17 protein-coding genes are annotated in these 16,623 nt (G+C 67.1%); 10 read left to right on the forward strand and 7 right to left on the reverse strand.

What is annotated here, in order from left to right; all coding sequences use genetic code 11:
- Positions 1-23 precede the first annotated feature (23 nt).
- Positions 24-980 (forward strand): Bug family tripartite tricarboxylate transporter substrate binding protein, encoded by a 957-nt coding sequence (locus AC1Q7Q_RS10820; protein ID WP_492372255.1) that lies wholly within the window; start codon positions 24-26, stop codon positions 978-980.
- Between the two features lie 105 nt (positions 981-1,085).
- Here the strand turns inward: AC1Q7Q_RS10820 and AC1Q7Q_RS10825 are convergent, their stop codons facing one another.
- Positions 1,086-1,628, reverse strand: a complete 543-nt coding sequence (locus tag AC1Q7Q_RS10825) for an ureidoglycolate lyase (protein WP_492372254.1) — start codon at positions 1,626-1,628, stop codon at positions 1,086-1,088.
- Between the two features lie 258 nt (positions 1,629-1,886).
- On the opposite strand from AC1Q7Q_RS10825, the gene AC1Q7Q_RS10830 reads away from it, so the two are divergent.
- The 5 genes from AC1Q7Q_RS10830 (at position 1,887) to AC1Q7Q_RS10850 (ending at position 6,802) form a co-directional block, all read left to right on the forward strand.
- Positions 1,887-3,209 carry an MFS transporter gene (locus AC1Q7Q_RS10830; protein ID WP_492372283.1) on the forward strand — a complete coding sequence of 441 codons (1,323 nt, stop codon included), beginning with the start codon at positions 1,887-1,889 and terminating at the stop codon, positions 3,207-3,209.
- A gap of 131 nt (positions 3,210-3,340) precedes the next feature.
- Positions 3,341-4,069 carry a FadR/GntR family transcriptional regulator gene (locus AC1Q7Q_RS10835; RefSeq protein WP_174428415.1) on the forward strand — a complete coding sequence of 243 codons (729 nt, stop codon included), beginning with the start codon at positions 3,341-3,343 and terminating at the stop codon, positions 4,067-4,069.
- A 121-nt stretch (positions 4,070-4,190) separates the two neighbouring features.
- Positions 4,191-5,387, forward strand: a complete 1,197-nt coding sequence (locus AC1Q7Q_RS10840; RefSeq protein ID WP_492372253.1) for a methyl-accepting chemotaxis protein — start codon at positions 4,191-4,193, stop codon at positions 5,385-5,387.
- A 359-nt stretch (positions 5,388-5,746) separates the two neighbouring features.
- Positions 5,747-6,121 carry an RcnB family protein gene (locus AC1Q7Q_RS10845; RefSeq protein WP_492372252.1) on the forward strand — a complete coding sequence of 125 codons (375 nt, stop codon included), beginning with the start codon at positions 5,747-5,749 and terminating at the stop codon, positions 6,119-6,121.
- Between the two features lie 360 nt (positions 6,122-6,481).
- Positions 6,482-6,802 (forward strand): high-potential iron-sulfur protein, encoded by a 321-nt coding sequence (locus AC1Q7Q_RS10850; RefSeq protein WP_492372251.1) that lies wholly within the window; start codon positions 6,482-6,484, stop codon positions 6,800-6,802.
- 105 nt (positions 6,803-6,907) lie between these two features.
- On the opposite strand, the gene AC1Q7Q_RS10855 is transcribed toward AC1Q7Q_RS10850, so the two are convergent.
- Both AC1Q7Q_RS10855 and AC1Q7Q_RS10860 read right to left on the reverse strand, forming a co-directional pair.
- Positions 6,908-8,365, reverse strand: a complete 1,458-nt coding sequence (locus AC1Q7Q_RS10855; RefSeq protein WP_492372250.1) for a M81 family metallopeptidase — start codon at positions 8,363-8,365, stop codon at positions 6,908-6,910.
- A gap of 11 nt (positions 8,366-8,376) precedes the next feature.
- Positions 8,377-9,357, reverse strand: a complete 981-nt coding sequence (locus AC1Q7Q_RS10860) for a tripartite tricarboxylate transporter substrate binding protein (RefSeq protein ID WP_492372249.1) — start codon at positions 9,355-9,357, stop codon at positions 8,377-8,379.
- 163 nt (positions 9,358-9,520) lie between these two features.
- On the opposite strand from AC1Q7Q_RS10860, the gene AC1Q7Q_RS10865 reads away from it, so the two are divergent.
- Positions 9,521-10,438, forward strand: a complete 918-nt coding sequence (locus AC1Q7Q_RS10865; RefSeq protein ID WP_492372248.1) for a LysR family transcriptional regulator — start codon at positions 9,521-9,523, stop codon at positions 10,436-10,438.
- 34 nt (positions 10,439-10,472) lie between these two features.
- Here the strand turns inward: AC1Q7Q_RS10865 and AC1Q7Q_RS10870 are convergent, their stop codons facing one another.
- The 3 genes from AC1Q7Q_RS10870 to AC1Q7Q_RS10880 all read right to left on the reverse strand — a co-directional run bounded on the left by AC1Q7Q_RS10870 (position 10,473) and on the right by AC1Q7Q_RS10880 (position 12,520).
- Positions 10,473-10,961, reverse strand: coding sequence for a hypothetical protein (locus AC1Q7Q_RS10870; RefSeq protein ID WP_492372247.1), 489 nt, complete (start codon positions 10,959-10,961; stop codon positions 10,473-10,475).
- A 49-nt stretch (positions 10,962-11,010) separates the two neighbouring features.
- Entirely contained in the window at positions 11,011-11,481 is a 471-nt protein-coding gene (locus AC1Q7Q_RS10875) for a MarR family transcriptional regulator (protein ID WP_492372246.1), read from the reverse strand.
- A 277-nt stretch (positions 11,482-11,758) separates the two neighbouring features.
- Positions 11,759-12,520, reverse strand: a complete 762-nt coding sequence (locus tag AC1Q7Q_RS10880) for a metallophosphoesterase (RefSeq protein ID WP_492372245.1) — start codon at positions 12,518-12,520, stop codon at positions 11,759-11,761.
- 155 nt (positions 12,521-12,675) lie between these two features.
- Here AC1Q7Q_RS10880 and AC1Q7Q_RS10885 point away from each other — a divergent pair, with 155 nt between their 5' ends.
- From AC1Q7Q_RS10885 to AC1Q7Q_RS10895, 3 genes are all read left to right on the forward strand, one after another.
- Positions 12,676-13,494, forward strand: a complete 819-nt coding sequence (locus AC1Q7Q_RS10885; protein WP_492387162.1) for a DUF6597 domain-containing transcriptional factor — start codon at positions 12,676-12,678, stop codon at positions 13,492-13,494.
- Between the two features lie 76 nt (positions 13,495-13,570).
- Positions 13,571-13,924, forward strand: a complete 354-nt coding sequence (locus tag AC1Q7Q_RS10890) for a VOC family protein (protein WP_492372244.1) — start codon at positions 13,571-13,573, stop codon at positions 13,922-13,924.
- Between the two features lie 287 nt (positions 13,925-14,211).
- Positions 14,212-15,576 carry an MFS transporter gene (locus AC1Q7Q_RS10895; RefSeq protein WP_492372243.1) on the forward strand — a complete coding sequence of 455 codons (1,365 nt, stop codon included), beginning with the start codon at positions 14,212-14,214 and terminating at the stop codon, positions 15,574-15,576.
- Positions 15,577-15,638: 62 nt separating this feature from the next.
- Here AC1Q7Q_RS10895 and AC1Q7Q_RS10900 read toward each other — a convergent pair whose 3' ends face one another.
- Positions 15,639-16,616 carry an aldo/keto reductase gene (locus AC1Q7Q_RS10900; RefSeq protein WP_492372242.1) on the reverse strand — a complete coding sequence of 326 codons (978 nt, stop codon included), beginning with the start codon at positions 16,614-16,616 and terminating at the stop codon, positions 15,639-15,641.
- Between the last annotated feature and the right edge of the window lie 7 nt (positions 16,617-16,623).

Consider the following 16,623-nt stretch of genomic DNA (forward strand, 5'->3'; position numbering starts at 1 on the left):
CCGACTGACGTGGAGAATTGTCGATGAAGCGTTTCCTGATGACATTGCTGGCTGCCGGGTTGCCGATGCTGGCCAGCGCCCAGGCCTATCCGTCCAAGCCGGTGCGGCTGATCGTGCCGTTCCCGGCGGGCGGGCCCGCCGACGTGCTCGGCAGGGTCGTGGGCGAGGGGCTGTCCAAGGCGTGGGGCCAAAGCGTGCTGGTGGAGAACAAGGCGGGCGCGGCCGGCACCATTGGCGTGGAGCAGGCGGCCAAGGCCGCGCCGGATGGCTATACGCTGGCAGTGGTGCCGGTGGGCAATATCGCCGTCAATCCTTCACTGTTCCGCAGCCTGCCGTACAAGGCGCAAGACCTGGTGCCGGTGACGATGCTGGCGACGGCGCAGAACGTGCTGGTGGTCGGTGCCAACGTCCCTGCCGCTTCCCTCGCGGATCTCCTCAAGCTGGCGGCGCAAAAGCCGGGCGAGCTGACCTTTGCCTCGCCCGGGGCCGGCAGCCAGGCGCACCTGGCGGGCGAGTTGCTGCAGCTGGACGCCAAGGTCAAGCTCAACCACATTCCCTACAAGGGCGTGAGCCCGGCCATGACCGACCTGGTCGGGGGCCAGGTGACCATGATGTTCGCGCAGGTCTCGTCGGCGTTGCCGTACGTCAAGGCGGGCAAGCTCCACGCGCTCGGCGTGGCCAGCCAGAAACGCCTGGCGGTGATGCCCGACGTGCCCACCATTGCCGAGCAGGGCTTCCCCAGGTTCGAGGCGGTATCCTGGTATGCGCTGATGGCGCCGGCAGGCACGCCCAGGGAGGTGATCGCCCGCATCAATCACCAGGCGCTTGAAGTCCTGGCGAACCCGGCGCTCAAGGAGAAGCTGGCCACGCTCGGCATGGAGCCCAGCGGCGGCACGCCGCAGGAACTGGCCACCACGATTGAGCAAAACAGCGCGCGCTGGGCCGGCGTGATTCGCAAGCGCCAGATCACGGTGGACTGAGGGCATTGCGAAGCCGCCAGTCTGATCCGCTGCGCCCATAGCAGGCAGCAGGGGGGATCAAGCCGGTGCAGTCCTGGACCCCGCTCGCAACAGGCGACGACGCCTTTACCCCGCCACCAGGTAGTTGCCGCGCAGCTCGGTGACGTCGCAGTTGTGGCCCTCGCCGCCGCGGTCCACCACCAGGAAGCGCGCCGTGCCTTGCGTGACGATCAGCGAGTGATGCCAGGCGCCGCGCTTGTAGTTCACGCCTTGCCTGCCGTTGGTGACGAACACGCGGATGGCCGATTCGTCGATCTGGTCGCCAACGGGCGCCACGACCACCAGGAAGGCGGCCTCGTCCAGGGGCACGAAGGCCTGGCTGCCCAGCGGATGCCGCTCCATGGCGCGGATGCCGAGCGGCAGCGCATAAGGCTGCGCGTCGAAGAAGCTGATCAGCGCCCGGCCGCCCTGCGTGCCGACGTCAACGCTGGCAAGGTCGTCGTAGCGCAGCGTCATGCCGCCATTGATCACCATCGGCGCGCGCCCCTCGCTTTCGATGACATCGCCAAACGGGGCGAATGCGGCTACGGTCAGTGGCTCCACCCGCAGGCGCACCGGCGCTTGGGATGGCAGTGGGGGCTGGATCGCCTTCTCGTCGGGAGCAGACACGTTTTTCCTTTTTCCTCTTGTCATGGGTAAGAAGTGGCCGGGGAAGGCGCTTGGCCAACCTCCGTGGATCAACTGGTAATACCAGTAGATCCAGTATCCGATTGTCAATGACTGGCGTCAAGACGCTTTTATCACAGGGTTTACGCTGCTTTTCCAGAGAAACGCTGGGACGTATCCTTCGCCATCTCCAAGAAAACAGACTGGTAATACCAGCTGAGATAACAAGCCGAGCCACCTGAGGAGGAAACCGCTGTGTCCCTGACCACCGCCCCATCGCTAGCCCCCGAGCCCGCCGCCGCCCGCGCGGCGGCGGCGCAGGAAAACGCCGTCTACCGCAAGGTTGCGTGGCGCCTGCTGCCGTTCCTGATGCTCTGTTATGTCGTGGCCTACCTGGACCGCGTCAACGTGGGGTTTGCCAAGCTGCATATGCTTGGCGACCTGCAGTTCAGCGAGTCCGCCTACGGGCTGGGCGCAGGCCTGTTCTTCATCGGGTACTTCTTCTTTGAAGTGCCGAGCAATGTGCTGATGCACCGCATCGGCGCCAAGGCGACCATCTCGCGCATCATGATCATGTGGAGCGTGATTTCGGCGGCGATGGTGTTCGTGCAGACCACCACGCAGTTCTACGTGCTGCGCTTCCTGCTCGGCGCGGCCGAGGCTGGCTTTTACCCCGGCATGATCCTGTACCTGACCTACTGGTTCCCGTCGCACCGCCGCGCGCGCATGGTGGCGCTGTTCATGTGCGCGATCCCGGTGTCGGGCATCTTTGGCGGCCCGCTCTCCGGCTTCATCATGGAGTCCATGCAGGGCGTGGCGGGGCTGCGCGGCTGGCAATGGATGTTCCTGATCGAAGCGCTGCCTTCGCTGCTGGTCGGCGTTGCCGTGCTGGCCTACCTGGACAACAACATCCGCTCGGCGCGCTGGCTCACGCAGGGCGAGAAGGACCTGCTGGAGCGCAACATCGCCAACGAGAACGCCACCAAAGGCGGGCACATGACCATGCGGCAGCTGTTCTCGGACCGCCGCATCATCAAGATGGCCTGCATCTGCTTTTGCACGGTGATGGGCCAGTACGGGCTGACGTTCTGGCTGCCGTCCCTGATCCGGCAGGCCGGCGTGAGCGGCGCGCTGAATATCGGCCTGCTGACGGCCATCCCGTTCTCCGTCGCGGTGTGTTCGATGATCCTGGTCAGCCGCAGCTCCGACCGCATGCGCGAGCGCCGCTGGCACCTGATCGTGCCGTTTTGCTGCGGCGCAGCCGGCCTGGCGCTGAGCGCGATCTTCAGCGACAACGTGGTGCTCTCGCTCGCCGCACTGGCGCTCGCCGCGGGCGGCAGCCTGGCCACGTCGCCGTTGTTCTGGAGCCTGCCGACCGCGCTGCTGTCCGGCGCGGGTGCCGCTGCCGGCATCGCCATGATCAACTCGTTTGCCAACCTGGCGGGCTTTGTCAGCCCTTACATGATCGGCCTGATCAAGGACGCGACGCAGAGCACCAACCTGGCCATGTTCGTGCTGGCTGGCGTGCTGCTTTGCGGCGCGGCGCTGACCTATACGGTACCGGCGCGGCTGGTGAACAAGTAAGTCAGGCAGGTATGCGATGGCGCTGCCCGGGGCGTGCTCCGGGCGGGTCGTCGAGTACAATTTGCCGTCAATCCGGCGGCAAGCGCTGGCCTCCATCTTTCACGATCCCGCGCAGGACTTCATCGCACCCAATGGTCACAGCTACCGCCATCTCCGCCAACGCCGCGAACCTGATCCGCGAGTGGATCGAGGGCGGCAAGTATCCGGCCGGATCGCTGTTGCCCTCGCAGCGCGACCTGTCGGAGCAGCTCGGCATCAGCCGCACCTCGCTGCGTGAGGCGTTGTCCACGCTGCAGGGGCTCGGGCTGGTGGTCTCGCGCCCCGGCAAGGGCGTGTACGTGGCCGCCGACGCTGGCGACGGCGCACCACCGCCATGGCGTTTCTCCAAATCGCATTCGCTGACCGATATCTACCAGTTGCGCTTCGCGCTGGAGGGCTTCACCGTGGGGCTGGCCGCGGCGGCGCTGCTGCCGGAAGACATCGACGCCCTGCGCGAGAACACCGAGGCCATGCGGGTGTGCATCGACGCGTCCGACTTCACGCAGGCCGCCCGGCTGGACTTTGATTTTCATATGCGCATCATCGCGATCGCCGGCAACCGCGCCATCGCCGATATCCTGCGCAACAGCACTGACGTCATGCAGGAAAGCCAGCGCTTGCCGTTCTACCAGCGCGGCAGCCGCCATGCCACCTACACCGAGCATTGCGCCATCATCGACGCCTTGGCCGCGGGCGATGCCAGCCTGGCCCAGCGCGCCATGTCGGATCACATCGTCCGGGCGGCCCAGCGCGCCGGCGTGCATTTCCCCGCGGGCAGCCGCGCGGGCGACGGGGCGGCGCCGGGCCATCTCCCCGGCTGAGCGGGCCTTGCGGACGGAGCCGATAAAGGCATCCAGGATTTCTCCTAAAGTTTCTGCGCGCATCGCCGTTATCCAGGCGACGACGCAGGCGGAGTCCACATAAAAAAGGGGAGATGCAGCAATGATGTCATTTGCCAACCTGACCATCCGTACGCGCCTTGGCGTGGGATTCGCGGTGGTTTTGCTCTTGATGGCCGCGGCAATCGCGGCCGGGCTGGACCGCCTGCCTGGTGCGAGCGGCGGCGGCGCGCAGCAGGCCATCGACGGCGCGCGTACCTTGATGTTTACCCTATGGCTTGTCGCGCTTCTGGTTGGCGCCGCCTTCACCTACGGCATTGCGCGCAGTATCGCCGAGCCGCTAGGCGAGGCTGTCTATATCGCCGAGACCGTGGCCTCCGGCGACCTCAGCAAGGAATTCGAAACCGAGCGCAAGGGCGAGTTCGGCCGCTTGCTGGCCGGCATGGGCGAGATGGAGGACATGCTCACGGACCTGGTGACCCGCATCAAGGAATCGACCGATTCCATTTCCGACGCCTCCAAGCAGATCGCCGCCGGCAATGCCGACCTCTCGCAGCGCACGGAGGAGCAGGCCTCGGCGCTGCAGGAAACCGCATCGAGCATGGGCGAGCTGACCGCCATGGTCAGGCAGAATACCGAGCGCGCGCACGCGGCCAATGAACTGGCGGCGAATGCCTCGCATATTGCGCAGCGCGGCGGCACCGTGGTGGGCGAGGTGGTGGAAACCATGCAGGCGATCAGCGCCAGCTCCAAGAAGGTCGTCGACATCATCGACGTGATCGAGGGCATTGCGTTCCAGACCAATATCCTGGCGCTCAATGCCGCCGTGGAAGCGGCGCGCGCGGGCGAGCAAGGGCGCGGCTTTGCCGTGGTGGCCGGCGAGGTGCGCACGCTGGCGCAGCGCAGCGCCGCGGCCGCCAAGGAAATCCGCGGTCTCATCGGCGATTCGGTTGAGCAGGTGCGCAACGGCTCCGCGCGGGTGGAGCATGCCGGCCAGACCATGCGCGAGATCGTGACGGCGTCCAGCCAGGTCACCACCATCCTGGGCGAGATTTCGGTGGCATCGGCGCAGCAGAGCGGCGGCATCGAGCAGGTCAATCAAGCCGTGATGCAAATGGATGCGGTCACGCAGCAGAACGCCGCGCTGGTGGAGCAAGCCGCCGCCGCCGCGTCTGCCCTGGCGGAACAGGCGCACCAGTTGCAGAACGCGGTGGGCGAGTTCAAGCTGGAAGCCACCCCCGACGACGACGCCCCTGGGCAACACCGCTTTGCCGGCACGCTGCAGGGCGCGCACGCCTGATCGCTGGCGGCAGGCCTTGTGATGCGGGCGCGGCTTGCGTGCCGCGTCCTGGTCAAATCGGCTTGTATTTCTTACACGGATGGTGGGCATTTACCGCCATCGTGTTCTTGCCTGTCTCCCTCCGCACTTCATTTTTCCTCCGCGCAAGCATGATGAGCGCCCGATGCGGCGCTTCTCGGCGGCATCCTGCGCCGCAGCCACTATTCTTCAATCGGGCATCGAAGTTGCGAGCCAGTCCATGGCGACAAGCCATTCGCGTGGACTGTTCGTGCTTTTGGCCTTGTTGACGATGTCCTGCCAGGGCCAGCGCGGCCACCGCGGCCAGCGTGGCTACAGCGGCTAATAAAAAGGAGTGCCTGATGACGAAAACCGTGAGAAGCAAACTGCTGTTGGGCGTGATGCTCGCCGGCGGGTTCCTGGTTTCGGCCCAAAGTTCTGCGCAGCCGGACCGCGACTCTGACCGTGGCTACCAATACCGGGGCCAGCCGCAGCCGCACCGGGATGACCGTGGGCGGCCGGGTGACGACCGTGACAACGCGCGTAGCGGGCCGGGCCAGTGGCATAAGGGCGACAGGCTCCCCGCGGAGTACCGTGATCGCCAATATGTGGTGGATGACTGGCGTTCGCACGAACTGCCGAAGCCATCGAAGGGCCACCACTGGGTTGGCATTGGCGCGGATTACTACATGGTCGCGCCAAATGGGGCGATTGTGGATGTGGGCGGACGGCGCTAGAACGTTCTTCCCTGCCTGATCCGGCCTCATACGATCCTGCGGCCGGATTCCGGGTGCGCGCAGGGCATGGATCGATCGCATTCCATGACTACGCGCAACGTCGACGTAATCGGCGTCGTCTAAACTCAATCGGGATACAAGCCTGGAGCCGGCCACGATGGCGGCTCCGGGTGCCGGCTGCGCGCACTTTGAATCGACGTGTCTGACACTTGGTTTTTTGCTGGGGCGTAGCCTGCGTCCGGGCTGGTATCTGGCGCGCGCCGTCATGGGCGCGCCGATGGTTGACGGACGGGGGCTTGCGTGGTTGCACAAGGCGCGGCCCTGTCCGGTTTGTCCCCCACAGAAAAAAGAGGATTAAAGATGTCAACTCGTCGTCATTTCTTGAAAGGCATTCCGATCATCGCGGCGGCCGGCGCGCTGGGTGTCTCCCTGCCAGCCCGGGCGCAGGGAAGCGGCCCGATGGTGGATGAAAAGGACCCGCAGGCGGTCGGCCTTGGCTACAAGGCGGATTCGTCCAAGGTGGACAAGGCCAAGTACCCGAAGCATGACACCAGCCAGCATTGCGGCAACTGCCAGCTCTTCCAGGGCAAGGCGGCGGATGCAAGCGGCGGCTGCCCGCTGTTCGCCGGCAAGCAGGTCGCGACCAAGGGCTGGTGCAGTGCGTGGGTGAAGAAAGCGTGAAGAAAGCGTGAAGAAAGCTTGATGCAGGTTGATGCAGGTTGATGGAGGCTTGATGCCGTGAAGGCGGCGCTCGCGCGTCTGGGCGCGTGCGCCGCCTTTTTTCGTTCAGGCATCGATCGGCCACTTGGGCCGGCGAATGTGCCGATAGGGCAGGGAGCGCAAATTGAGCGAGACCGAGCCTGGCGCGTCCGCGTAGATGACATGGCGCGCGATCCGCGAGAACGCGGTGTGGAAGTGCTGCGCGGATTTGACGATGATTAGCGTCTTTTCGGACAGCCGGCAGCCGAGCTGCGTGAAGACATCGGTGTCCAGCGCCTGCGCGCGCCGCGTGATCAGCACGATCTCGATGCCATCCGCCTCCACCAGCGCCGCGTTGCCCACCGCCGCCGGCGCGCCCGACAGCCCCGTCATGATCATGTCAGGAACCAGCGCCTTCACGGTGCAAGCCAGGTCGATAGGCTCGCCGGACATCGGGCTGACCTTGCCGCCGATGCGCAGCGCCAGCCGCGCGCCGACGCCGGCACTAAAGGCAATGCGCACAGCGATGGGATCCCACAAGGGGCCCACCGCCACGTTGCCGATGCCACGCGCGCGCAGGCGATGCAGCAGGAACGTGGCATCGCCCGCCGCCCCGCCGCCGGGGTTGTCGGCCGCATCCGCGATCACCACGGGCGCGCCGCCCGGCGCCTTGGCCAATGCCAGCGCCTGGTCGATGGCCGCATCCGGGCCAGGGTAAGCGGGCGTCAGGGTCTCGCGCATGCGGATCAGCTCGTCGGCCAGGCGCCGCGCGAGCCGGTGCGCGGCTGCGCCATCGCCATTCGCGTACACCAGCAGCTTGGTGCCCATGTCTGGCACGTCGCCCCACGGGAAGCCATGTGCCACGGAGACCGAGAGGATGCCGTCGTGTCCCTCCAGTGCGATCAGCCGGTCGACGTAGCTGCGTGCCGGCTCCTGGTTGGTCCGGATGGTGACGACCATCGCGCAGTCGGCCACCGCCGCCACGGGGGCGATGTGGCCCGCCACCTGCGCCGCGCATAGGTCCACCAGCTCCAGCGCTCGCTCGCGGATATCGGTGTGCGGATATTCCTTGTAGGCCACCAGGATGTCGGCATGCGCCACCATGTCATCCGACAGGTGGCAGTGCGGGTCCAGCTCGGCGCCGATCACCACGCCGGGGCCAACCAGCGCGCGCACGCGGGTGAGCAGGTCGCCCTCGCAGTCCGCGTAGCCATCGGCCACCATGGCGCCGTGCAGGCCCAGCACCACCATGTCGACGGGCAGCGCCCGCCGCAGGTCGCCGAGCAGTTCATCGCGCAGCGCCTCATAGGCGTGACGCGTGGTGACGCCGCCGGGCTGCGCGCCCGCGGCCATGCCCTCGATCACCACCCAGCCGCGCGCGCGGCCGCGTTCGCGCGCGGCCCACAGCGGGCCGCTGAACATGGTCATCTCCGGCGGGTGCGTGCCTGCGGGAAAGTAGCCGCGGTCGACGAACGCATCGAGCGCGGTCGGCAGCGGGGCGAAGGTGTTGGTCTCGGTGGCCAGCGAGCCGGTAAAAACGCGCATGATCTGCCGGCCTAGTCCGCGGTGGCGCCAGAGGCCTTGACCACCGCGCCCCATTTGGTGATTTCCGAGCCGACAAACTGGCGCAGCGCCTCGGGCGTGCCGCCGCCCGGCGTCGCCACCATCGCGGCGAGCTTCTCGCGGGTTTCCTTCTCGGCCATGATCGCGTTGACTTCCTTGTTCAGCGTATCGACGATGCTGCCCGGGGCGCCAGCGGGCAGGAAGAGCGCATACCACGACACCACTTCATAGCCCTTCAACCCGCCCGCATCCACGGTGGGGATCTCCGGCGCGAAGGGCTGCGGGCTGGCGCTGGTCACGGCCAGCGCGCGCAGCTTGCCGCTCTTGATCAGGGGCATGACCGACGGCGCCGTATCGAACATCACCTGCACCTGGCCCGCCATCAGGTCGGTCAGCGCCGGCGCGCTGCCCTTGTACTGCACGTGCTCCATCTGGATGCCCGCCATCATCTTGAACAACTCGGCCGACAGGCGCGTGGACGAGCCCGCGCCGGACGACGCGAAGAAGATGCCCTTGGGATGCGCTTTGGCATAGCTGATGAACTCCGCCACCGTCGTGGCCGGCACCGACGGGTTCACCGCCATGATGTTCGGGAAGCGCGTGAGCAGCACCACCGGCGCGAAGTCCTTCTGGAAGTCGAAGGGCAGCTTCTTGTACAGCGAGACATTGATGGTGCTGGCATTGGAGCCTAGCAGGATGGTGTAGCCATCATTGGGCGAGCGCGCCACGCCGGCCGCCGCGATATTGCTGGCCGCGCCAGGACGGTTCTCGACCACGAAGCTCTGCCCGAGCCGTTCCGAAAGCCGGTTGGCCACCAGCCGCGCCACGGCATCGGAGGAGCCGCCGGGCGCGTAACCGACCACGATCTTCACGGGTTTGACCGGGTACGCGGGGTCTTGCGGCGCCGCGCCCGCGGCCTGGTGACAGAGCACGCCCAAGGTTGCGGCTGCCAGGATTGAAGCGAAGGGTTTCATGCTTTGTTTGCTCGAAGGGGATCGTGGTCGCGGATTTGCCGCCCGCACATTATTTGCAATTCCAGTCGTCCGAATCAATGTAAGCTTGCCGGGAATTTGTTGCCTATTTGGCAACGATTGGCGGAGTTTGAGCCAGTCAGGAAACGTGAAACAGGAACGGAACATGGAAGGCGGACTGAGCGCGCGGCGCCTGCAGTATTTCTTCGAAGCGGTCAACACAGGGTCGGTGCGCGGCGCGGCCGAGCGACTGGGCGTGGAGCCGTCGATCGTCAGCCGGCAGATCCAGCTGCTGGAGACCGAGCTAGGCGTGGCGCTGCTGGAGCGCAAAGGCCGGGGCATCGTGCCCACGGAGGTGGCCGCCATCGTGATGGACCATTGCCGCGACCGCCAGGCCAGCGAACAAGCGCTGATGGCCCGGCTCGATGAAGTGAACGGCCTGCAGCGCGGGGATATCCAGCTGGTGGCTAGCGAGGGCTTTGTGGATATCCTGATGAGCGGGGTGGTGGATGCGTTCTGCCGGCAATATCCCGGCATCCGCGTCTCGCTCAAGGTGGCGGGCGCCTCCGACGCCGTGCGCGCGGTGGCGCACGACGACGCGCATATCGGCGTCTTGTTCGGCGCGCCCGCGGATCCCGCCGTTCGCGTGGTCACGGCGCGCACGCATCCGCTGTGCGTGATCGCCTGGCCGGACCATCCGCTTGCGCGGCAGCGCAAACGGCCCGCCCTGAAGGACGTGGCGCGTTATCCGGTGGCGCTGATGGCGCCGGGATTCGGTTTGCGCCAGCTGATCCAGATGGCCGAGCTGTCCGAGAACATTGTTCTCACGCCCAGCTTCGTCGCCAACTCCATCCTCACGCTCAAGCGCTATGTCGAGTGCCGCCTTGGCCTGACCTTCACCTCCTCGAATTCCGTGGTGACGGAAGTCGCCAGGGGCGAGCTGGTGGCGCTGCGCACCACCAACCCCATCTTCGAGGCCGCGCAGTCGCGCCTGATCGTCAGGGCCAACCGGCCGCTGACCAGCGCGGCACGCGGCATGCTTGAGCGCATCGAAGCGTCGCCGTTGTTTGGTGGCGGGCAATGAGGGCCGGCGGGCTGCTCGCAGGCGTGGCCGTGGCTTAGCTCGGCATGGATGCCTGGGACAGGCTCGCCGTGGCTGGCGCCGCGGCGAGCCGTGCCGCGCGGCAAAGCGCGGTGGCTGTCGCAAGGCCCTGGGTCACGACGGCCATTGGCCGGTACAGCGCCGTGGCCAACACCGAAGCCATGCGCTCTTGCGTCAACGGGCCAAATGCGGCAAGGCACCTCTGCAGCGGCGGGGACGTCTCGGCGGCGATCAGGAATGCCAGGATTTCCGTGCCGGCTTCGCCCAGGCCGGCGGCCTGCGCCAAGGCCGTGGCGCGGGGCCAGGCCGGATACGCGGTGATGTAGGCGGGGTCGGCAGCGTAGCGGACGGCTTGCGCAATACCGGGGTCTTGCGCCGCCAATTGCACCCGCCGAGGATCTTGCGCCAGCTCCGCGCGCCGCAGCAGCCGTCTTATCCAATGGCAGACCACGGCGGGAGGCGGCATGTCATTCGTCATATCGGCGCTGGGTGCGGCAGGGAGCATCGGGGTTCCGGTTTGTTGTTTGTTGGTTTGTTTGTCTGTTTATCTATTTTCAGTGCGCCAGTTCCACCCGGCGTTCCGCCTGGCGCCCAAGCCGCACGCTGTGGTCGTGCAACGTGGCCTTCATGCGCCTGAGCGAGGCCGTCAGCGCGTGGCGTTCCTCGGTGCTGAAGGGGGCCACGGAGACGGAGTGGAGCGCCTTCAACCCTTTCCAGACGCGGTCCACCTTGGGCTCGGCGCGCGCGGGGATCAACGGCTGGCCGGCGGGATCGTATGCGATCCAGCCGTCGGCGTGCAAGGCGTCCAGCAGGCTTTCCGAGTGCGCCGCGGATATCGGCATCAGGCCCAGGTAAGGCTCATGGCGAACAAACTCTTCCTGGCGGATAGCGCGCAGCAAGATCCATTTCGGATAGTCGAGTCCAGCATCGCACAGAGTCTGGTCCAGCACGCGCTGCCATTCGCGCACGCTGTCCATCAAAGCAAGAAGTACGGATTCCGTCGGTTCGAGAGCCTTAGGCTGCATTGCTTTATCTCCTGTCTTTCGGGCTTGCCAGACCAGGGGCCGGCGCGTGGCCGGCCCGGGCGGCGCAGGGGATGCGGCGGGCGTCGCCTGCCTTGATTTCCTGCGGAGCAGACATTAGCAGACAACTTCTGCCATGGCGAAGTGCCCCTGCGGGCCGAAAGGTCTGGCAGTGCATTACGCAGCGCAAACCAAGGGAAAATCCCAAGTGGCTTGTCCGGTGCGCATCACGCCGGCGTTCGCGCCGCGAACTTCGGTGCGGTTGCTGGCCGGCGTTGCTTTACAGCTCGATGACAAGGCCCGGATTGAAACCCGGGTTTTCGAGCTTGCCATCCCGTGCGTAGCCGCGCGGGTTGCACACCACGCGGGTGGCGCCCAGGCGATAGTCGAAGCTGTCATGGGTATGCCCATGCACCCAGAGCGCAGGCTGCCATGCCGCGATTTCCTGGCGCAGGTCGGAGACGAAGCTGGCGTTGAGGTGCGAGCCGGCGAACTTGGGGCTGATGCTCAGCGGCGACGGCGCGAAGTGCGTGATGACGACGGTCTGGCCGTCGTGGGGCGCCTGGAACCGCTGCGCCAGCCAGGCCACCGAATCCCTGAACAGCGCCTGCGACGTGGCGGGCGTGAAGCGCTCCTCGAAATCCGGCGCAACGCGGATGCGGGAGAAGTCGCGCATCAGTGACTGGGCGTCGCGCAGGCCATCTTCGCGCTGCTGCGGGGAGGAGAACAAGCGGTAGTCCGACCACAGCGTGCAGCCGAGAAAGCGCACGCCACGGTAATGCCATTCCGAGCGCTCCAGCACCTGTACCTGCGTGCCGGCCGCGCCGGCGCGCAGGGCGTCCATGGTGGTGGCCAGGTCGCTGCCGTAGAACTCGTGGTTGCCAGCCACGTACAGGGTGGGCAGGGTGGCGGCCGCGGCCCATGCCATGGCTTCCCGGGGGCGCCAGATGTCGCCAGCCAGTATCATCACGTCGACATCGGGATTCGGAAAGTCCATCGGATAGACCGAAAGATGCAGGTCCGAAACCAGGCCAATTTTCATGCGTCTCTCCTTGGGGGGCTGGCGATGCCAATTCCGGCGCCATGCCTGGATTGCAATCCATCGCCATTAATCGCCATGAATCGCCATCAACGTCTGCGGGGACCCACAGAGTAATGCAACAGCCGGATTCGCGACATTCACCGGACATTCCCGCGCTGGCAGGCACGGTCGGGCACTACTGCGAAGCCCGGCCCCGGCCTGAACTCCAGCCGCACTTCCAGTGCGTGTGGACCAGTGCCTTGCCAACTGACCACGCCGGTGCGATCGCCGTCGTGCCGGACGGCTGCGTGGATGTGCTCTGGCGCGCCGGCCGGCTGCTGGTGGTCGGGCCTGACATCACCGCGGCCCGGCCGGACCTGACGCCCGGCGTGGTGGTGCTGGGCGCGCGCTTTCAACCGGGCGCGGCGCTGCCCTGGCTGGGCCTGCCCATGTCGGAGATCGTCGGGAGCCAGGTCGAGCTGGCTGATCTGTGGGGCGCGCGTGGGCGGGAATTTGCCGGGAGGATGGAGGAGGCCGCGGCTGCAGGGCGCGAGGTGGAAGTATTCCAGAGCCAACTGGCGCGGACGGCGTTGAGCGTCGACGCCCCGAGCCGCGAGGCGGCAGCCATCTTCGCGCTGGTGCAGGCCAACGCCGGCATGGCGGGCGAGACGATTCCCCTGCTCCTGCGCCGGCTGGGCCTTGGCGAGCGCACGCTGCGGCGCCGCAGCGTCGAGCATTTCGGCTATGGCGCGAAGACGCTGGAGCGGATCCTGCGGTTCCAGCGTGCGCTGTCGCTGGCGCTGGCACCGACGCAGCGGGCAGGCGGCAGGGCAGGCAACCGGGCAGGCAGGGCGGACAGGTCCGACTTTGGGCTGGCCGCGCTCGCGGCGGATGCGGGCTACGCCGACCAGGCCCACCTGAGCCGGGAGATCCAGTCGCTGTGCGGCATGACGGCGTCGGCCCTGCTGCGCCAGTTGTGCGCGCCAAAGGCTTGATTGGCCGTTTTGTTCAAGCTTTGCCACGGCATCCGGGTGAAAATGGTGTTCCTTATCCATCACCAGGGAGTTCGCCATGGGCACCAGAGGCCAGGACCGGCAGATCGACAACATCGAGTTCAACGTCAGCGACATCGCGCGCAGCAAGGCGTTCTATGGCGCAGCCTTTGGCTGGACCTTTACCGACTACGGCCCCGCCTACTGCGAGTTCAGCGATGGCCGGCTGACCGGCGGCTTCACCACCGGCGAAGAGGTCCGCCCCGGCGGGCCGCTCGTGATCCTGTACGCGGATGATCTGGCACAGGCGCAGCAGGGCGTGGAGGCGGCCGGCGGCACCGTGGTCCGGGCGGTCTTCTCGTTCCCGGGCGGGCGGCGTTTCCACTTCCGCGACCCGGACGGCTACGAGCTGGCGGTGTGGTCGGCGGCATAGCGCAGGCGCGTCGCCTGGCGCTGCCTTAGCGGTCTTTTCGGCGGTCAACTCGGCCATTTGCCTATCTGCCGGCGACGCCGTCGCCTGCAGATATTCGCGTTATCCCGTATTGTGTCGGCTTGCCATGCCCTCTCTCGCATCGGGAGGGTGAGCCATGGTGCATGTATCAAACAATCGGGCAGGGCGCCGGCGCATCGCGCGCGGCTTCCCGGGCGCGGCGGTAACTGGCAAAGACAGTGTCGAACACAGCAGAATCCAATCTCCCCTCTCGCGCGGCGGATGCGCCCATGACGTCGCTGGAGCGCCGCGGCATGGCCGCCATCCTGGTGGCGGTCTCGCTCGCTACGCTCGATACGGCAATCGCCAACACCGCACTTCCCAACATCGCGGCCTCGCTGCATGCCACCCCGGCGGCATCCGTCTGGGTCATCAACGCCTACCAGCTCGCCATGGTGGCCACGCTGCTGCCGTTCGCGGCGCTGGGCGGCATCGTCGGGCACCGGCGCGTGTATCTCGGCGGCTTGATGCTGTTCATCGCCGCGTCGGTGGTCTGCGCGCTTTCCTGGTCGCTGCCCACGCTGGTGGCAGCCCGGTTGCTGCAGGGCGTGGGCGCCAGCGCCATCATGAGCGTGAACGCGGCGCTGATCAGCGCGATCTTTCCGCCGCACCGGCTCGGGCGTGGCGTCGGGCTCAACGCGCTGGTGGTTGGCGTGTCGTTTGCGGTGGGGCCCACGGTGGCCTCGATCATCCTGTCGCTGGGGCCGTGGCCGTGGCTGTTTGCCGTGAACCTGCCGATCGGCTTGCTGGCGCTCTACATCGCCTGGCCCGCGCTGCCCCAGACGGTGCGCGGCGCGCACCGCTTTGACCGCGTCGCCGCGGGGCTCAACGTGGTGATGTTCGCCTCGCTGATCTTTGCGCTGGGCGAGGGCGCGCAACGCGCGCCGCTGGGGCAGTCGCTGGCGGCGCTGGCCTTGTTCCTGGTGGCGTTCGTGCTGCTGCTGCGCCGCGAGCGTGGACATCCCGCGCCGATGCTGCCCATCGATTTGCTCAAGCGGCCCATGTTCGCGCTGTCGACCATGACCGCGATCTGCTCGTTCGCCGCGCAGGGGCTGGCCTTCGTGTCGCTGCCGTTCTACTTCGAGAGCGTGCTGGGGCGCAGCCCGATCGAGACGGGCTTCCTGATGACGCCGTGGTCGGCGGTGGTGGCGCTGATGGCGCCGCTGGCCGGGCGGCTGTCCGACCGCTATGCGCCGGGTTTGCTTGGCGGCGTGGGGCTGGCGGTGATGTGCATGGGCATGGTGTCGCTGGCGCTGCTGCCGGCGCATCCCAGCGCGCTGGATATCGGCATTCGCATGGCGATTTGCGGCGCGGGCTTCGGCTTCTTCCAGTCGCCCAACCTCAAGGCACTGATGTCGAGCGCGCCGCGCGAGCGCGCTGGCGGCGCCAGTGGCGTGATTGCCACCGCGCGCCTGCTCGGCCAGGCAACCGGTGCGGCGCTGGTCGCGCTCAGCTTCGGCATTGCGGGCCGCCACGGCCCCACCCTGGCGTTGGCGATCGGCGCGGGCTTCGCGGGCGTGGCCAGCATCGCCAGCGGGCTGCGTCTGATCACGCGTGAGCCGGGCGCGGCCGCGCTGCGGCCCTCGGGCGAGTGACCGGCCGCCGGTAGTTCACCGGCGCCGTCATCGCCGTTGCTTCCGTCTTTGCCGTTGCTGCCTCAGAAGCCCACGGGCGCGTGCGGCACGTAGGGCGCCTCCAGCGCGGCGATCTCCTCGGCGGTGAGGCCGAGCGAGAGCGCCGCCACGGCGTCCTCGATATGGTGCGGCTTGGACGCGCCGATGATCGGCGAGGTGATCTCCCGCTTCTGCGACAACCACGCCAGCGCGACCTGGGCAGCCGGCACGCCGCGCGCCTGCGCAATGGCGTGCACCTGTTCCACCACCTTGCGGTCCGACGCCTCGGTATCGCGGTACAGCGTCTTGCCAAACGTGTCGCTCTCCTCGCGGGCGCTGCCGGCATGCCACGGCCGGGTCAGGCGGCCGCGCGCCAGCGGGCTCCACGGCATCACCGCGATGCCCTCGGCGGCGCATAGCGGCAGCATCTCGCGCTCCTCTTCGCGGTTCAGCAGGTTCACATGGTCCTGCATGCTGGCGAACTGCGTCCAGCCGCGCAGGCGCGAGGTGTAGATGGCCTTGGAGAACTGCCAGGCATACATCGAGGACGCGCCGATATAGCGCGCCTTGCCCGCCTTGACCACATCGTGCAGCGCTTCGAGGGTTTCCTCGATGGGCGTATGCGGATCCCAGCGGTGGATCTGGTACAGGTCGACGTAGTCGGTGCCCAGGCGGCGCAGGCTGTTGTCGATCTCGGCCAGGATGGCGCGGCGCGACAGGCCGGCCCCGTTCGGGCCGGGGCGCATGCGGCCGTGGACCTTGGTGGCGATCACCACGTCGTCGCGGCTGGCGAAGTCTTTCAACGCGCGGCCGACGATTTCCTCGGAGGTGCCGTCGGAATACACGTTGGCGGTATCGAAGAAGTTGATGCCAGCCTCGATCGCCTGCCGGATCAGGGGGCGGCTGGCTGGCTCGCCAAGCGTCCAGGGGTGGTTGCCGCGCTCGGGCACGCCGTAGGTCATGCAGCCCAGGCACAGCCGGGAGACTTTCAGTCCCGTCGCGCCAAACCTTACATAGTCCATCTTGCCT

It is taken from the genome of Cupriavidus sp. GW823-FHT07A04 (genome assembly GCF_058794615.1).

Coding starts and splice junctions, on each gene's coding strand:
- AC1Q7Q_RS10820 (WP_492372255.1), top strand. CDS start 24: ATGAAGCGTTTCCTGATGACATTGCTGGCTGCCGGGTTGCCGATGCTG.
- AC1Q7Q_RS10835 (WP_174428415.1), top strand. CDS start 3,341: ATGGTCACAGCTACCGCCATCTCCGCCAACGCCGCGAACCTGATCCGC.
- AC1Q7Q_RS10840 (WP_492372253.1), top strand. CDS start 4,191: ATGATGTCATTTGCCAACCTGACCATCCGTACGCGCCTTGGCGTGGGA.
- AC1Q7Q_RS10845 (WP_492372252.1), top strand. CDS start 5,747: ATGACGAAAACCGTGAGAAGCAAACTGCTGTTGGGCGTGATGCTCGCC.
- AC1Q7Q_RS10850 (WP_492372251.1), top strand. CDS start 6,482: ATGTCAACTCGTCGTCATTTCTTGAAAGGCATTCCGATCATCGCGGCG.
- AC1Q7Q_RS10855 (WP_492372250.1), bottom strand. CDS start 8,365: ATGCGCGTTTTTACCGGCTCGCTGGCCACCGAGACCAACACCTTCGCC.
- AC1Q7Q_RS10860 (WP_492372249.1), bottom strand. CDS start 9,357: ATGAAACCCTTCGCTTCAATCCTGGCAGCCGCAACCTTGGGCGTGCTC.
- AC1Q7Q_RS10865 (WP_492372248.1), top strand. CDS start 9,521: ATGGAAGGCGGACTGAGCGCGCGGCGCCTGCAGTATTTCTTCGAAGCG.
- AC1Q7Q_RS10870 (WP_492372247.1), bottom strand. CDS start 10,961: ATGCTCCCTGCCGCACCCAGCGCCGATATGACGAATGACATGCCGCCT.
- AC1Q7Q_RS10875 (WP_492372246.1), bottom strand. CDS start 11,481: ATGCAGCCTAAGGCTCTCGAACCGACGGAATCCGTACTTCTTGCTTTG.
- AC1Q7Q_RS10880 (WP_492372245.1), bottom strand. CDS start 12,520: ATGAAAATTGGCCTGGTTTCGGACCTGCATCTTTCGGTCTATCCGATG.
- AC1Q7Q_RS10890 (WP_492372244.1), top strand. CDS start 13,571: ATGGGCACCAGAGGCCAGGACCGGCAGATCGACAACATCGAGTTCAAC.
- AC1Q7Q_RS10895 (WP_492372243.1), top strand. CDS start 14,212: ATGACGTCGCTGGAGCGCCGCGGCATGGCCGCCATCCTGGTGGCGGTC.
- AC1Q7Q_RS10900 (WP_492372242.1), bottom strand. CDS start 16,616: ATGGACTATGTAAGGTTTGGCGCGACGGGACTGAAAGTCTCCCGGCTG.